This is a genomic window from Microcoleus sp. ARI1-B5, assembly GCF_036705795.1.
Taxonomy (GTDB): Bacteria; Cyanobacteriota; Cyanobacteriia; order Cyanobacteriales; family Microcoleaceae; genus Microcoleus.
On record NZ_JAUBVK010000017.1, the window covers coordinates 16,112 to 31,674 of the forward strand.

Consider the following 15,563-nt stretch of genomic DNA (forward strand, 5'->3'; position numbering starts at 1 on the left):
AATTACCTTTTTCCCCATTACCCATTACCCATTACCAGACATACCTCATCTTTCTGAGAAATGCTATATATTGACAAGTAACCCCACCTAATTAAACGTAAGCTCTGCCTTCTTCCTTCTTCCTTCTATCCGTTACATCCCGTACATTACTTGTTGCCGAACCTTCTTCCTTCTTCCTTCGACTTATGCCACTTTTTAATCGATTCACTCTGCACACTCCCGAAAGTGTTGAACTCGAATTTACCTTAGCGGGAATTGGCAACCGAGCCTACGCATTGCTGATCGACTATATTATTTTAGGTTTGATTCTCATAGTGTCTCTAGTAGGTGTAATAATATTTAATTCAGTATTGCTTGATACTATTGCCAAGTTGCTAGGAAGTACCAATCGTTTAGAACTCTGGTTGATAGCAGTTCAGGCATTAATTGGTTTTTTCATTTATGTAGGTTACTTTGTATTTTTTGAAACAATGTGGTCTGGTCAAACACCAGGCAAGCGTCGTGTAAAAATCCGAGTAATTAGAGATGACGGCCGTCCAGTCAGGCTTCAGCAATCAACACTGCGGGCTTTGCTGCGGCCTTTTGACGACTTGTTTTTTATAGGCGTATTTTTTATCGCGTTCAGCCAGAGGGAAAAACGTTTAGGAGATTGGGTAGCAGGAACCCTCGTAATTCAAGAAGAACAACCTGTGACTGCTCAATTGAAAGTATCAACACCGGCTCGATCCCTGGCAAAAAAACTGTTTGTAGATGCCGATATCTCCCGCTTGCTGCCTGAAGATTTTGCTGTAGTTCGAGAGTATTTGCAGCGGCGCGAAGCTATGATACCTAATGCCAGAAATGAATTGAGCAAACAACTGGCTACTCAGGTTAAAGACATCATTGGTTTGCCAAAATTGCCGACAAAAGTTGATGCTAATCTCTTTTTAGAGGCTGTATATCACGCCTATCAGCAGCAAGTTGACGATTAATATCATTACTAAAAAGTGTGGCTACAAAATAATTTTTTAGTTTGTTTACTCTACTCGCGAGGGCATAGGTGCATCGCTATGAGATTGTCGATTTTATGCTGCATGATTTTCTTTCTTCGACGCACCCTACGCCTACTGTCTTCAACCCGCTCTCTAGTGGGTGCAAGCCTGTACAGACGCGGTTTCAACCGCCCAGTTGTCTAAATTATCCTCTGATTTGTAAGCGGCAACTCCACAATCAACTCAGTTCCTCCGCCCACCTCACTGACGCACCGAATCCGGCCGCCGTGAGCTTGAACAATTACCTGATAGCAAACAGAAAGCCCTAAACCAGTGCCTTTCCCCACAGGTTTAGTAGTAAAAAATGGGTCAAAAATCTTGTCTTGAATTGCCGCCGGAATGCCATTTCCCGTATCGCGGACAGAGATTGTTACCCAGTCCGGCTCGCTTTGCCAACTGCGGATGGTTAATTCCCCCGGTTTGTCGGCTGACTCGATCGCATCTAAAGCATTGTCAATCAAATTATAAAATACTTGGTTGATTTGACCGGCATGACATTTGACAGGCGGCAAACTGCCGTATTGTTTGTTTATTTTGATATTTGTTTTTAGCTTATTTTGCAGCATCAAGAAACTGCTTTCCAAACCTTCATGCAAATCCACAGCTTTAAATTCAGCGTGGTCTAAGCGAGAAAAACTTCGCAGCGTCATCACGATCGAGCGAATCCGGGCGCTGCCTTCCCGCATTGAATTGAGCAGTTTACCAAAGTCGTCTCGAATGTAATCCAGTTCTAGTTCTTCATTGATTCTGACAATTGCCTCCGCTGCTTCCGGGCAGGCCTTCCCGCACAATTCGAGAGCTTCGTTCAAGACTTTGAAATATTCTTGAGCGTGAAACAAGTTGGCGTGGATGAAATTGTTAGCGTTGTTAATTTCGTGAGCAATTCCCGCTACCATTTGCCCCAAGCCCGACATTTTTTCGGTTTGAATCAATTGCTGCTGGGTCGATCGCAATTCTTGGAGCGCTGCTTGCAATTGCTGGGTTTGAGCTTGAGATTTGACCGCAGCTTCTCGGACTTTGCTGTAAAGTTCTGCTTGCTGAATTGCGATCGCCATTTGGTCGGCTAGCTGCGACAGCAACTCCATTTCTTGGCGCTGCCAGTTCCGGGTATCCCCACACTCGTGAGCAATCAACAAACCCCACAGTTTACCGGGAAATTTAAAATTAGAACTTTCGGCTGTAGAAAGTGAATTTTCTTCGCTTCTGGATGTAACAATCGGCACGATCAGATTAGCTTTTACCTGCAAACTGTCTAAGAAATCAACGTGACAAGGCTCTAAACCGGCATTAAAAATATCATTAATTGCTTTGACTCGCCCTTGCTGGTAAAGATCGGCGTAATCTCCCCTGAAACACTTATCGGCCCCCATATCTCCTAAAATTGAAGGCCAAGGAACTGTCATATCTTCAACGACAACTTTTCCCTGCCAGTTGTCTTCAAACTGGTAGATAATTACCCGATCGCACTGCAACAGTTGGCGGACTTCCCTTACCGCTGTTTCCAGGATAGTTCCCAGATCCAGGGTACTGCGAATTTGGTTGCCGATCAGCCGCAGCAGCGACTCTCGTTCGGCTTGGCGGCGGGTTTTGCTGTAGAGTTTGGCTTGATTGATCGCGATCGCCAACTGCGATGCTACCCCTTCTAAAAGTTGCTGTTCCCAATGGGTCCATTCTCGTTCGCGATCGCACTGATGCAGCCCAATTATGCCATTCACTTCACCTTGATAGCGAGTAGCTACTGCCAGCATTGACTTAATCTCCAAAGCTTCGGCAATTTTTCGGGTTTGTTCGTTCAACCCCGGAAAATCGAGAAACTTCGTCAATGCTAGCGACTCTTGCCCCGACACGACTGCTGCCAAGTGCGGGTTGTCTGTAATCGGTACTTTCATGCCCAGTTGCATCGGATAGTCCCCCGCGTTGTACTCTCCCCGCGTGACTAAAGTTTTTTCTGTATTGGATTGTTTGACTAAAATACTCGCGCGGCTGCACTGTAGCGCTTGCCCCAGCAATCTGCAGGCCGATGTCAAAATTTCTTCTATGTCAAGTGTACTGCGAATTTCGTTATTAATTTGGTTCAGCAAGTTTGATAGCTGAACTTGCTGCTGCATCTGCACGATCAGGGCTTTTTGTTGGTCTACTTCCGGCAACAAAAGACCTTCTTCCTGCCTCCAGTTTTCAGGTTCCGGCAACCGCGAAGTGAATCTCGGCCAGGGGTTTTCTGGTTGTTGTATCTTTAAAGACATATTTACTCAGCCTTTGTACAGTATTTTGATAGAGTCTGGTTTTTTACACATTTGCTTGCCCCGCCAAGAGTCCGATCGCCACTACTAGGACTGTTGGAATATATTAAGACATTATAAATCATGCAGCCCGAGCGTAGCAATTATTTGCTTTACAAATATTTATAAATATAAATTGTGTCCTCTGTAGCCGAACATACTAATTAAGCGCGCGCCCTTGAAATTCGTCAGATATCAATTAGAGTTACCCGCTAGGTTAAGCGAAGAAAATTCATCTAAAATCTATCTTTAGTTCAATGTTGGCGCTCGCGCTCGATCGAAATGGAAAACTCACTTGCCGACAATTTTCCCCCGCCAGCTTCCACCACCAACCTGACATCTGGATTGATAGGTAAAGGGCAGATTAAAATAGCTTTGGCGATCGGCAATTCGCGGCTGCACTGGGGATTATTTGCGGGCGAAACTCTGGAGAAAACATGGGATACAGAGCATCTCAAAGCTGATGCTGTTTCCGCGCTCTGTGAGGAGGAAAAAGCCGAATATTTGGTGCAAACAGTCATGGGGTCGATCGAGGAAATATCTGCTGGCAATCTCCTTTGTCGAACTGCTACTGGCGCTGTTTCTAGTCCTCACACACTTTCTGCCGTGCCGCTACCTCTAGTTTTGGCATCAGTAGTTCCCCAGCAAACAGCAATCTGGCAGAGTTATCCTGAAGCCCGAATTATTACTTTAGACCAGTTGCCGATCGGGGGACTCTATCCTACCCTGGGAATTGACAGAGCTTTAGCTTTACTGGGTGCTGGCAACCAATTGGGTTGGCCAGTTTTACTTATAGATGCTGGTACAGCTTTAACATTTACTGGGGCTGATGTCAATAGGCGCTTAGTTGGGGGCGCAATCTTACCGGGTTTGGGTTTGCAGTTATCGTCCCTAGGTCAAAAAACCGCTGCATTGCCCTCAGTCAGCTTACCAGACAATCTGCCGCATCGCTGGGCTACAGATACTGCTGGGGCAATTCAAAGCGGAGTTGTCTATGCGGCGGTGGCAGGAGTTAGAGATTTTATTGAAGATTGGCGGAGGTTGTTTCCAAATAGCAAAATTGCAGTCGCGGGGGGCGATCGAACTTTGCTATTGCAATACCTCACCGCAGCATTTCCCGATACGGCCTCCTCGGTAATTGACGCACCTGAAGCGATTTTTTGGGGAATTAGCCTGTTAACTGTTGACTGTTGACTGTTGACTGTTGACTGTTGTCACTTGTCAGTAGTCATACCAATTTCATAAAGTACCGCTAGATACTACCCCCCCAACCCCCCCAAAGCATCGGGGGGGCTAAGACTTCATCCATAGCACATCTTTAGAAAAATGGTATCAGTTGTCAGTAGTCAGTAATCAGTTGTCATTTTATCAATTCCCAATTATCAATTCCCAATTATCAATTCCCAATCACCTTTTTCCCAATCACCTTTTTCCCAATTCCCTTTTTCCCAATTCCCAATTCCCAATTCTTTTCGGCCCAATTACCAATTACCAATTACCAATTACCAATTACTAATTCCCAATTCACTTGGCAAACTCGCGAATATATTTAGCAACAATATCCGGGACTTCCTGCGGCAAATTGCTTTGGGCCGGACTGACAGATTGCAGTTCGGCATTAGGAGCCAGAGCAGCATAGGATTGACACAGAGACGAAGCTGCGACGGTATCTTCAGAACCGTGCAACAGCAAAACAGGCGCTCTGAGCAAAGGCAAATTCTCATCAAGTAACTCCCGTGTAATTTCAGCCCGCCGCCGCCGGAACAGCAACTGCACGGCAACTGGGGAGTGCATCAACTGCTGTCTGAAGTTTAGCAGCCTGTCAATCTTGTTTTGGCCCCCCAGCAGCTTAGCAATTGGATAGATCGATCGCAGCAACCAGTAAGCCAGCGGAGGTTTACCGATCAGCCAGCTAGCCGTCTGCCACCGCGCCCCTCGGTAGCCCACCTTGACGCCTTCTGGGGCCAACAACACCAAACCCCGAACTCGATCGGGATATTTGATTGCGTAGCCCGCGGCCACCCAGCCGCCCACAGAGTGAGCGATTAAATAAACCTGTCGCAGCTTCAAAGTATCGAGGTATTGGGCGAGACATTCTACTTCCAGATCGATCGAATAATGAACATTCGGGCGTTCCGAGTCGCCAAACCCCAGCAAATCCGGTGCGAAGCATTGGTAGTAGGGGCTCAAATGCTCGATCGTCCGCAGCCACTGACTGCTGTCGTCCCAAGAACCGTGCAAAAATACTAAACTTGGGCCTTGACCGACTTCGCGCCAGAAGATTTGCCCTACAGAGAGTTTGACCCGAGAATTGCGTAGCGGTGAGTACATCCGGTTAAATATTCAGCAATAAAAAGATTATTAATTTAATGTTCAGAGATTATAAATTGAAGTAGGGAAAGATTAAAAATTAATTCCCCACGAATAGCTACCAACTTTTGACCCCGCCCAAAAACCGATACTTACGAACGACAGGAGTCGTGGAGAGAGCAAAATTTTAGACGAAGGTTCAAGCTCCTGATTCATCTGTGAAGTAAATCTAAAATTCTTCAATTCTTCAATTCTTCAATCGACGAGCCGGCGAGATAATTCCCGACTTTGCTCAAATTTGGATGCTCCGCCAGTTTAAGCCAAAGTTGTCAGCCCTTGAAAATAGTCCTGCAAGTGCTGGTCATTATCGTGGCTGAGCTGGCCCTGTGGCATCGCGGCCGGCAAAAAAGCCTCAACCTCGCTGATTTCCAGCGTATCCTGAACTTGCATCTTTCCCTCGACCTCTGCTGCCACCACGATACAAATCGAGTGGAGGCGGGGATCTCGATCGGCTGCCGAATAAACGCCCACCAAGCGGCGGATTTTGACTAAATCGAGTCCTGTTTCCTCCGCCAATTCCCGCCGCACTGTCGTCGGAACATCTTCTCCCCAATCCACCATACCTCCGGGCAGCGCCCAGCGACCGTTGTCGCGGCGGCGAATTAACACAATTCGCCCGTCAGGCAATACAGGAATCACAGCAGTACCAGTGACGGGATGTCGAAAAATCAGTCCTAGCACAGTTTGTACAATTTGCCACAATCGACGCATAAACTCAAAAGCTTGTTTAGGGGAAGTAATTTTAGATTTCCTAGCTCGCAGCTATCGAGTCTTAATTTTTAATTTTTTACTCAGGCCAGAGGTCTGGGAGATCTGCTAAAATCTCCGCTGCGTGAGATTCTGGTTTAACGAAAGCAGTAAACCTTTTCAATCCTACCATCAGGGTCGATCGCGAAAGTCGATCGAATAATGCCCATAAATTCTTTTCCCATAAACTTTTCGAGTCCGTAACAGCCGTAGGCGGTAGCAACTTCGGCGTTGGAGTCGCACAGCAAGGGAAAAGGCAGTTGATATTTGGCTGCAAACTGTGAGATTTTGCCTTGTGTCTGCTGGCGCGCCTGCACTGCAAGGCATTGCGCGACTGGTAGTCTGAGTCTATGTCACCGCCTCCGCAAGCTTCTTTGATACAGCCGGAGGCAAAAGTCCCGAGGGTAAAAATAGAGTACAACTCGCCGCTAGGAGAAAATCTGCCTGAAGGTGGGCAAGTTTGCCGGCAGCGTCGGCCCGGCTGAACACAGGAGCTACGTCACCGACCAATATCGTCATTTGTGTTATTTGTCAAGTGCTTATAGGAATTTTCTCAAAAGTTTAAAAAATGCCGTCCCGCTTGGGCCCGGATTCTCAACGCTAACGGTCTCAAGGGACTTTAGTGTAGAGTGTTCTTTTTGATCCGTAAGAGTGCAGGGTGTGGTATAATCGTCATCGGTCTAAAATTGAGTATAACTAGACAACGTAAAAACTCGCACTCGATTAGTTGAGCGCGCAGTCACACCGATAGGTGTTGCGGTTTAGGAAGGCTCGCATTTGAACAAAACCTAACTACATAAAGAGAACTGATCGAGTACGGTAGGGTATACCGGAATTCACGCTTGGAGAGAAGACACCTCTAAAGCGACTGGAGAAATCCAGTTGCAAGCAAGTGACTTCGCCCAAGGAAGAATCTCAGTCACAAAGAGTGGTGAAAGTGTCAAGCTTAAGAATCCCCAGGCGTGAAAGCCTGGGGAGTGTCAATGTTTATTAGTGAGGTCATAATGGCTAAGCGCCGCAATCTCAAGAAAGAGAAGGCACAACGAAATCAAGCATACGCTCGCAAGTTTCGCAAGCGGAGAAATCAAGATATGTTCTCCAACAAGAGAAGGCGATTTGACGGAGGTAACGGTGGTGGCATGGGCGCCATGAGCGGCGGCGGACGGGACAAAGACATGGCTGCTGCTGAAGATTAATTGAGTCAGGCTATCTGCCGAACTTAGAACCAAAGTGCACAACACGATCGTTCTTTCGTAGAGATAGCCAGCCAGAATTTGTCCAGTAATTTAACAACGACGATGTTTAGGCGATCCGATCGCGCGCAGCAATCAGTGATTTTCTCACTTGTTCAAACCCGGTACCTCCGTAACTATTGCGAGCCGCCACCACTTGCTGAGGTGCGATCGCGCTGTAAATGTCTGTATCAAAAGCTGGGTGCAAGTCTTTCCACTCAAAGAGTGTCAAATCTTTGAGGAGTTTGCCCCCCGAAAGACAGGTTTTGACGACTTTGCCCACGAGGTTGTAAGCTTCCCGGAAGGGAACGCCTTTAGCAGCCAAGTAGTCTGCTACATCTGTAGCGTTGGAAAAATCTTCCGCAACCGCAGCGGCGAGGATCTCGCCATTAAACGCGATTCCTTCCCGCAGCAAAATCGTCATTGCTTCCAAGCAACCTTGTACAGTTTTGACGCTATCAAACAAAGCTTCTTTATCTTCTTGCAAATCTTTGTTGTAGGCCAAAGGAAGTCCCTTCATTACTACGAGCAAAGCTTGCAAGTGACCGAACACCCTCCCCGCCTTGCCCCGCACCAACTCCGGCACGTCGGGATTTTTTTTCTGCGGCATGATGCTAGAACCCGTAGCGCAGCTATCTTTGAGCGTAATAAATCCAAATTCGTGAGAAGACCACAAAATCATTTCTTCTGACAAGCGGCTCAGGTGTACCATAATCAAGCTGGCGGCAGCGAGAAATTCGATCGCAAAATCTCGATCGCTCACCCCATCTAAGCTATTAGCATAAACCTTGTCAAATTGCAAGAGTTCGGCCGTAAAATGTCGGTCTATAGGGAAAGTCGTCCCGGCCAGCGCGCCGCACCCCAAAGGCGAAACATTCACCCGCTTCAAGATATCGCCGAGGCGCTCCCAATCGCGATCGGACATTTCAAAATAAGCTAACAGGTAATGAGCCAAGCTGATTGGCTGAGCGCGCTGCAAGTGCGTGTAACCGGGGATTAAAGTTTCGACGTTAAGCTCCGCAATTTCGAGCAAAACCCCTTGAAATTCTCGCAATTGATCTCGAATTTCGGCGATGCGATCGCGCAAATACAAGCGAGTATCGGTGCCGGCTTGGTCATTGCGCGATCGGGCCGTGTGCAGCTTTTTCCCTGCATCCCCGACGAGATCCGTCAGCCGCTTCTCTACAGCGAAGTGAACGTCTTCTGCATCAACTCCCGCCACAAAAAGACCTTGGCGGTATTCGCGTCGGATTTGTTCCAAACCATTGACTAACTGTTCGCCTTCTGCTGCGGAAATAATCCCGGTTTTTGCCAGCATTTTAGCATGAGCGATAGAACCGGTCAAGTCGTACTCAATCAGTTCTATATCGAAGCCAATACTAGCATTGAATCGGGCGATCGCCGGGTGCAGTGCCGACTCAAATCTTTGACTCCAAGTTTTCTGTTGTGTTGTCATTGCTAAAGGTAAAACTAGATTATATCTCTCTTGCAGAACCCTATAAAAACAGGTTCGTAATAAGGACTTTAGCCCTGCGGTTCTCCGCATCGGAATGCAAGTCCTCCGGTTCGTAATAAGGAATGCAAGTCCTGCGGTTCTCCGCATCGGAATGCAAGTCCTGCGGTTCTCCGCATCGGAATGCAAGTCCTGCGGTTCGTAATAAGGAATGCAAGTCCTCCGGTTCGTAGCAAAGAATACAATTCCTTCCTTCTTTTAGTAGCAAAGAATGCAAGTCTTTCGTCCCAAATTCGGCAAGAAAGGACTTGCATTCCGAACGCTCAAACTTTTTATACCAGTATTGACTCTAAAAAACTGAAGTCCTGACTACAAAAATATTAAAATTATCCTGCATCAGAAAGGACTGAAGTCCTGACTGCGAACCTTTGAAATCGCTTCCTGATGTCTCAAATCAAAGTATAAATCTAAGGAAACATTCCCTTAAAGAACCAGCCAACAAACATACCGATAAAAAAAGCTCCTATTTGACCAGTCGAAACAAAATTGCTCCAAGCTTTCTGGAAATTCGTAAAAATGTCGTAGCTTTGACCCAAAATCACCGTCGAACTCAAATGAGATTTCACAACTAACAAATGAACGCCGTCATGCCAATGAATCGAGTTGGTGAATCCAGCAATAATTTCCGGCATTAAATTAACTATCATGGTGATGTTCTCCTGTGGTCGGTGTTACCCTAAGTACAACCAGTGTCATGTCATCTTCATTGCGGTTGCCGATGCCGATAAACTGGTGAACGCGATCGAACAAGTAATCCAAAATTTCCTCAGACTGCTGATAAGTTTGACAAGCCCACTGAAAAGCCGCGGTCAAGTTATCCTCATCAAAGCGATCGCCCCTTTGATTAGCAGCATCAGTAAATCCGTCGGTGTAATAAATAATAGTATCACCAGGCTGCAATTGCACCTGAGCTTCTTGGTAGTGCGAATCAGCATCCAGGCCAATTAACATACCCTCCAAAGTATCGAGCCGCACGATCGAATTAGTTGCAGCTTGCCACAGCAAAGGCGGGTGGTGAGCAGCATTGCTGTAAGACAAAACGCGAGTTTTCGGGTCGTACTCAGAATAAAACAGAGTCACAAAACGGTGGGAATTTTCCAAATCCGCGTGCATTACCCGGTTTAAGTGTTGCAAAATTCTCGCAGGTGAGTGGCGGTTCAAAACCTCCGCCCGCAGCATACCCCGCGTCATCGTCATCAGCAGACCGGCCGGTACCCCTTTGCCCATCACGTCGCCGATCACAATGCTCCAGCGGCCCTTGTCGATTTTGGACTTGAGATTTTTAATCAGGGATGGGGGGTGTTCCCCCTCATTCTCCTTGCCGATCGGGTCATAGTCAGCAGGAATAAAATCATAATAATCGCCACCGACCCTGCTAGCAGTTTGGCAGCGGGCGGCCACATCAAGACCGGGAATTTTCGGACAACTGCGGGGTTGCAGCCGCAATTGAATTTCCGCCCCAATTTCCAACTCTCTGTCCAAACGTTCTTTTTCAGCCAACTTCACAGTAAGTTCATCTTTGCAAATCGCCACGGCGGTTTGATCTGCCACCAACCGAACTAATTTCTGCCTCCCGGGAGTCCACAGATATTGTGGGTCACTGCTAAAAACATAAAGCCGTCCGCGTTCCAAATTCTTGACTAAAATTGGCGCCCCAAACAAATGAACATCCGGGCCCAAATAACGGCTTACTTGCAGGTCGAGACTAGAAGTTTGGCCAGAGGTTTCCCAAAAAGATTCACCAGCCGCCGCGCCCGTACCTGCTGTAGCTTGCCTGGTGGCTATTTCCAGCGCTTTTCGCATATCTTGGCACTGCCGTCCTTCCTGACAGTGCAACTGCTGGAACCGAACTTGACCGTTGGGTTTGAAGAGCACTAGAGCTCCCCCGTCGGCGTCGGTAACGCGAGTCGCCACCAAAGGAACCAACTCCAAAAATTGGTTGAGATTGTTAAAACTGCGCAGGGCAAATCCCAGCGAGCCCAACATATCTTGAACGTTGTGCTGGTATCGGTGCAAGCGCGCCACCAGTTCTTTGAGGGCAAATACTGGCGTCGCGTCGGTGGAATTGCGACCCGTAGGGCGGTCAGCAGGTTGAGGTGAGGGGCGAGGCAAAGGCACAGCAGTCATTTTAGATGTGTGATTTTCGATTTTAAAAGGAGAATGATTGAGTGAGGAATTACGCACCACACGAACAGAAATCCGGTTGTTTTTCGAGCAAGTAGTTTGGGCAGTAGGTCATTGGTGTGAATTTAAGCCTGAAATCCTCAAGAAATCTCGTTTATAGCCTAGGCCCGATCCCCCTCGCATCCCCCTTTCCAAGGGGAGTAGGGGTCGACTTTGACCCTTTCCTGTCCCCCCCCCTTGGAAAGGGGAGTAGGGGTCGAGTAGGGGGCTCTTCCTGCGGGGGGATCGAGAAGACTGTACCATCAGACAGCAGACTAAATACTACATTCGTAGCTCAATTTGACAAGCTTTCGATCGCGCTTGGAACCCAACCTGTGCAAGAACAGGGCGAAAGTATTGTTTCTAGATATTTAGTTTTCCACAGACCGTCAGGTGGCGATCGGCACAAGTCCTGCGATGCTAGTTTGAGGTTAATAATTTGAGATTTTGAATATCTGTGTCCGCCTCCAAAAATTGGGACGGCTAAAGATACCCCATCAATCTAAAATCTAAAATCTAAAATCTAAAATCGAGCAGGGCTTCGACAAATTCGTAACTAGAAAACGGGCGCAAATCTTCGATGCTTTCCCCAACTCCAATAAACCGGATTGGCAGACCAAGCTGCTGCACTACTGCTAGGGCAACACCACCTTTAGCAGAACCGTCGAGTTTTGTCAATACTACTCCGCTTAATTTTGCAGATTCTGCGAACACTTCTGCCTGTCGCAAACCATTTTGACCCAGTGTGGCATCCAATACCAGTAGAGATTCTACGGTAGCGCCGGGGGCTTTCTTATCTACTATGCGACGGATTTTACTTAGTTCGTCCATCAGATTTTTTTTGTTTTGCAGGCGGCCTGCGGTGTCTACGATCAGCAGTTCTGTGTCTCTGGCGCCTGCAGCAGCGATCGCATCAAACACTACAGCAGCCGGATCGGTATTTTTCCCGGGGTTGGCAATAATTTCGACGCCGCTGCGGGAGCCCCAAACTTTCACTTGTTCGACGGCGGCGGCGCGGAAAGTGTCGGCGGCAGCAATTAGGGTTCTGTAGCCGGATTTTTGGGCAATGTGGGCAAGTTTGCCGATCGTCGTAGTTTTGCCCGCACCGTTGACTCCTACAATCAACCAGATGTTAAAGGTGTCTTTTTCCGGGGCAAAAGTCAGACTGTAGGCGGGATTGCCGGCGGCGGTTTCGGCTGTCGGAGCGTCGAGAATGTCGCGCAGGATGCTTTTGAGGAAGGCTAGAGCCTGTTCTGGCGGCAGCACCTCTTTCTTTAGTCTTTCTTGGAGGCGGTTGATAATAATGTCGGTGGCTGCGACTCCGACATCGGCTTGCAGCAGCAAAGTCTCGATTTCGGCTACGGCGTCTTGATTGAGCGGGCCTTGACCGACGATCGCCTTTAGTCGGTTAATTAAGCTGCGGCGCGTTCTTTCTAAGCCTTTCCGCAGTTTTTGCAGCCAAGTGATTTCCTCGACGGATACTCGATCGGGCCGGCGGCCTTGACTGGCGAGGATTTCGGATGACCACAGGAAGCCTTCGTCAAAGGCGAAACCGGGGATTTCTTCGATAATTGCGGCTCTTTCGGCGGCGTTGGCGATTACTTCTGGTTCTTCTAGGGCGGTTTCTTTGAGGCGTTCGATGCGTTCCATGCGATCGGCCTGAGCCCTGGCCCAAAACGGCAGGGCTTCGGCTGCGGAATCTTCAGGTGCGATCGAGATCTCAGTTGCAGGTTCGGCAATTTCTATATTTTCTGCTGTAACTTCTAATTGTCGAGCAACAGGCGCAATGTCGATCGCCCCGGCAGTTGGTTGCAGGGGTTCGGGAATCTCTACTGGGTTTGCTGCGTCGAGTTCTTTAGCATCCTCCGCTTCAACCTGCGCTGGTGCTGCAACTTCTGCAACTTCTGCAACTGTTTCTGCAACTTCTGCAACTTCTGTTTCGGCTGCTGGAACCTCGACCTCTGCTGTTTCAGGTTTTTGCTGTTTTTGAATATTTTTGTAAGCAGCTTTTGCCCAATTGAGATAATCTTCGGCTACAGCGGGGGAACTTTCCTCTGCTGCATCCGTTTGAGGCTCAACCGGTGCGGATTTTGCCGACTCATCTGGGGTTTGTTCGGGGGGAGTTTCTTTTTCAGAAGAGCCGCTTTCGCTGTACTGGCGACGAAACCAATTAAAAACCATAGAACTAAATGGGGAATAGAGAAGAGTCATCAGTCATTAGTCATCAGTCCTTAGTGTAGAGCGGATTGCCGATTGCCGATTGCCGATTGCTAATGACCAATGACTGCTGACTGATGACTGATGACTGATGAGGGCCGGCACGGCGTTGCACCGCCCCTACTGACTGATGACTGATGACTGATGACTGATGACTGATGACTGATGACTACTGACTCACAACTTCTGCATTGATTTTATCGACGACTCGGCGGAGGACTCCGTTGATGAAGCGATGTCCTTCGTCGCCGCTGTAGCGTTTTGCGAGTTGGACGGCTTCGTTGACGCTGACTTGTTCGGGTAAGCCGAGATATAGGATTTCGGCGATCGCAATTCTCATAATATCTCGATCGATCCTGGGCAGGCGATCGATTTGCCAGTCTACGAGGGCTTCCGAGAGCAATTCGTCAATTTGAACCCTGTTGGCGCTGACTTTCGTCAGGATTTGCAAAGCATAGGTGCGGACATCTTGCTGGTTAGCAAGCTGGATCAGTTCTGGAAACTCCATTGCTGAACCCAGACGGTTAATCGCCGTTTGGGTGAGTTCGAGTGCTTCCCGCACCATTGCTCTAGCACTTTGTATATCAGCGGCGCGGATTTCGCTAGCCAGCAGTTTGTCGCTACCCCGCTGCACTTCGGAGGCTGCTGTTTCTAGGGATTCTTGAACTTCTGCAGTCAGGGTGCGGATGGCGGCGAGGAGAACATCTTGCAGTTTCTTGGCTTCTAAGAGTTCTGGATTCGCCGGCAGTTGGCTGATGCCGAGGAGTGCGAGTTCGCGTGAGGTTTCCCGTGCTTTTTTCATCAGAATAATGGGTTGAAACCCCGTCCTTCTAGGACGGCTTTACAGTGCGCCATGAGTTGAAAGCAAGAAACTTGCAATCCGAGGGCTTAGCTGACTGGGTTAGGCGCTGTCCAGTGCTAAGACAATGTAGGCTAATCCGAGATTTTTTAGTATCCTCACCACCCACATAGCACTTGCCAAACTTATAATGTTTGACAATCCCCCCACGCTTGAGACCCTGTGAAATAGAACCGCCATAGGGACGACGATAGCCATTTTTGCTAGGGTTGAAAACGTGTAATTGTCTGCGATGAATCCGAATAGGCTTGCATTCCATCACCACTGTGTTATCGGGTACTGAGTCACCACCGACTAGCAAATAAGTTAAAACCCAAGAATCGATACAATGGGTATTGAATCCGTTGGATAACTTAGCCTTAGACTTTTTTAATCCTAATTCTTTGCGGGTTGTATAGGTGTCTTTGTAGCCGTCAAACAGGCTAACAGGTGCAATCTTGGTAAGCTCCCAATAACACCACTGCTTGCCCACTTCGAGGGGAGAGAATGATGTATTTCATGTCTTACAGCCTTTTTTAGTCGTCGCCTTAACATCCTCAATCCCGATATGATAGATAGGAAATACTGAGGCTAACGCTTTAACTACACGAACCTTGAACTGCCATCTCGCTTTTGTGCTAGGGGGTATCCCGCCACGTTTGCGGTTTTGGCGATTCTGTCGATACGGTGTTTTGCGATTACGTCTAGCGCGTCTGGCATTGGTACTAGATTCTTCAGCATCCTTAACCCAATCAACGGCATGAAATTGCTGATTCAGGTAAGTATGAGCCTTGGACTTGATCGTGTACCCTTCACGCTTAGAACCGGGGTCGATTCCAACAGCTACGAGTTGTAGATTGCGATTAGACGGCTCAATATTTAAGCGAACACAGAATATTCCTTTGCGAAAAAATGGTGTAGCCTTACCAGACTCGATCCAACGTTCAGCCCTTGCGGGTGTTGTTGGCATAAGGGGGCGTTGATTTGAATCGACTACAGGAACATATTGCATGGTTTGGATTTGCCGATAAGGCTAACTGTATAGATCCCTTCGACTTTGACTAACAGAGAGGATACGGGTTAGGGAAGTGCCTGTAACGTCTTGTGAAGTGCCATCTTCAGTTAGTTCAAATTGGCTTCTCGGCCGTTGTCTAGTCCTACTTCGGCTTTCGC

At 48.0% G+C, this 15,563-nt stretch carries 14 protein-coding genes; 3 read left to right on the forward strand and 11 right to left on the reverse strand.

Annotation, left to right across the window (positions count from 1 at the left end; translation table 11 throughout):
- The first annotated feature begins 185 nt into the window (after positions 1-185).
- Positions 186-971, forward strand: coding sequence for an RDD family protein (locus tag QUB63_RS22300; protein WP_332947508.1), 786 nt, complete (start codon positions 186-188; stop codon positions 969-971).
- A gap of 200 nt (positions 972-1,171) precedes the next feature.
- Here the strand turns inward: QUB63_RS22300 and QUB63_RS22305 are convergent, their stop codons facing one another.
- Positions 1,172-3,274 carry a GAF domain-containing sensor histidine kinase gene (locus tag QUB63_RS22305; RefSeq protein ID WP_332947509.1) on the reverse strand — a complete coding sequence of 701 codons (2,103 nt, stop codon included), beginning with the start codon at positions 3,272-3,274 and terminating at the stop codon, positions 1,172-1,174.
- 318 nt (positions 3,275-3,592) lie between these two features.
- Here QUB63_RS22305 and QUB63_RS22310 point away from each other — a divergent pair, with 318 nt between their 5' ends.
- Entirely contained in the window at positions 3,593-4,504 is a 912-nt protein-coding gene (locus tag QUB63_RS22310) for a pantothenate kinase (protein WP_332947510.1), read from the forward strand.
- Positions 4,505-4,834: 330 nt separating this feature from the next.
- On the opposite strand, the gene QUB63_RS22315 is transcribed toward QUB63_RS22310, so the two are convergent.
- From QUB63_RS22315 to QUB63_RS22330, 4 genes are all read right to left on the reverse strand, one after another.
- Positions 4,835-5,641 (reverse strand): alpha/beta fold hydrolase, encoded by an 807-nt coding sequence (locus tag QUB63_RS22315; protein ID WP_332947511.1) that lies wholly within the window; start codon positions 5,639-5,641, stop codon positions 4,835-4,837.
- Between the two features lie 294 nt (positions 5,642-5,935).
- Positions 5,936-6,391, reverse strand: a complete 456-nt coding sequence (locus tag QUB63_RS22320; RefSeq protein WP_332947513.1) for an NUDIX hydrolase — start codon at positions 6,389-6,391, stop codon at positions 5,936-5,938.
- A gap of 134 nt (positions 6,392-6,525) precedes the next feature.
- Positions 6,526-6,744 (reverse strand): redoxin domain-containing protein, encoded by a 219-nt coding sequence (locus QUB63_RS22325; protein WP_332947514.1) that lies wholly within the window; start codon positions 6,742-6,744, stop codon positions 6,526-6,528.
- Positions 6,745-6,775: 31 nt separating this feature from the next.
- The gene (locus tag QUB63_RS22330; RefSeq protein WP_332947515.1) at positions 6,776-6,946 is read right to left on the reverse strand and encodes a hypothetical protein; all 171 of its coding nucleotides are present in this window, start codon (positions 6,944-6,946) and stop codon (positions 6,776-6,778) included.
- Positions 6,947-7,431: 485 nt separating this feature from the next.
- Between QUB63_RS22330 and QUB63_RS22335 the strand changes: the two genes are divergently transcribed.
- Positions 7,432-7,623, forward strand: a complete 192-nt coding sequence (locus tag QUB63_RS22335; protein ID WP_190738786.1) for a hypothetical protein — start codon at positions 7,432-7,434, stop codon at positions 7,621-7,623.
- 106 nt (positions 7,624-7,729) lie between these two features.
- Here QUB63_RS22335 and argH read toward each other — a convergent pair whose 3' ends face one another.
- The 6 genes from argH to QUB63_RS22365 form a co-directional block, all read right to left on the reverse strand.
- Positions 7,730-9,115: an argininosuccinate lyase gene (gene argH / locus QUB63_RS22340; protein ID WP_332947516.1), complete on the reverse strand. Its 1,386-nt coding sequence runs from the start codon at positions 9,113-9,115 to the stop codon at positions 7,730-7,732.
- Between the two features lie 464 nt (positions 9,116-9,579).
- Positions 9,580-9,819 (reverse strand): hypothetical protein, encoded by a 240-nt coding sequence (locus QUB63_RS22345; protein ID WP_332947517.1) that lies wholly within the window; start codon positions 9,817-9,819, stop codon positions 9,580-9,582.
- Positions 9,809-11,299: a PP2C family protein-serine/threonine phosphatase gene (locus QUB63_RS22350; RefSeq protein ID WP_332947518.1), complete on the reverse strand. Its 1,491-nt coding sequence runs from the start codon at positions 11,297-11,299 to the stop codon at positions 9,809-9,811. Before QUB63_RS22350 ends, QUB63_RS22345 begins: the two co-directional genes overlap by 11 nt.
- Before the next feature lie 552 nt (positions 11,300-11,851).
- Positions 11,852-13,516, reverse strand: coding sequence for a signal recognition particle-docking protein FtsY (gene ftsY, locus QUB63_RS22355; protein WP_332947622.1), 1,665 nt, complete (start codon positions 13,514-13,516; stop codon positions 11,852-11,854).
- Positions 13,517-13,721: 205 nt separating this feature from the next.
- On the reverse strand, positions 13,722-14,354 hold the full coding sequence (gene nusB, locus QUB63_RS22360; protein ID WP_332947519.1) for a transcription antitermination factor NusB: 633 nt from the start codon (positions 14,352-14,354) through the stop codon (positions 13,722-13,724).
- Between the two features lie 553 nt (positions 14,355-14,907).
- Positions 14,908-15,402 (reverse strand): RRXRR domain-containing protein, encoded by a 495-nt coding sequence (locus tag QUB63_RS22365; protein WP_332947520.1) that lies wholly within the window; start codon positions 15,400-15,402, stop codon positions 14,908-14,910.
- Positions 15,403-15,563: the final 161 nt, after the last annotated feature.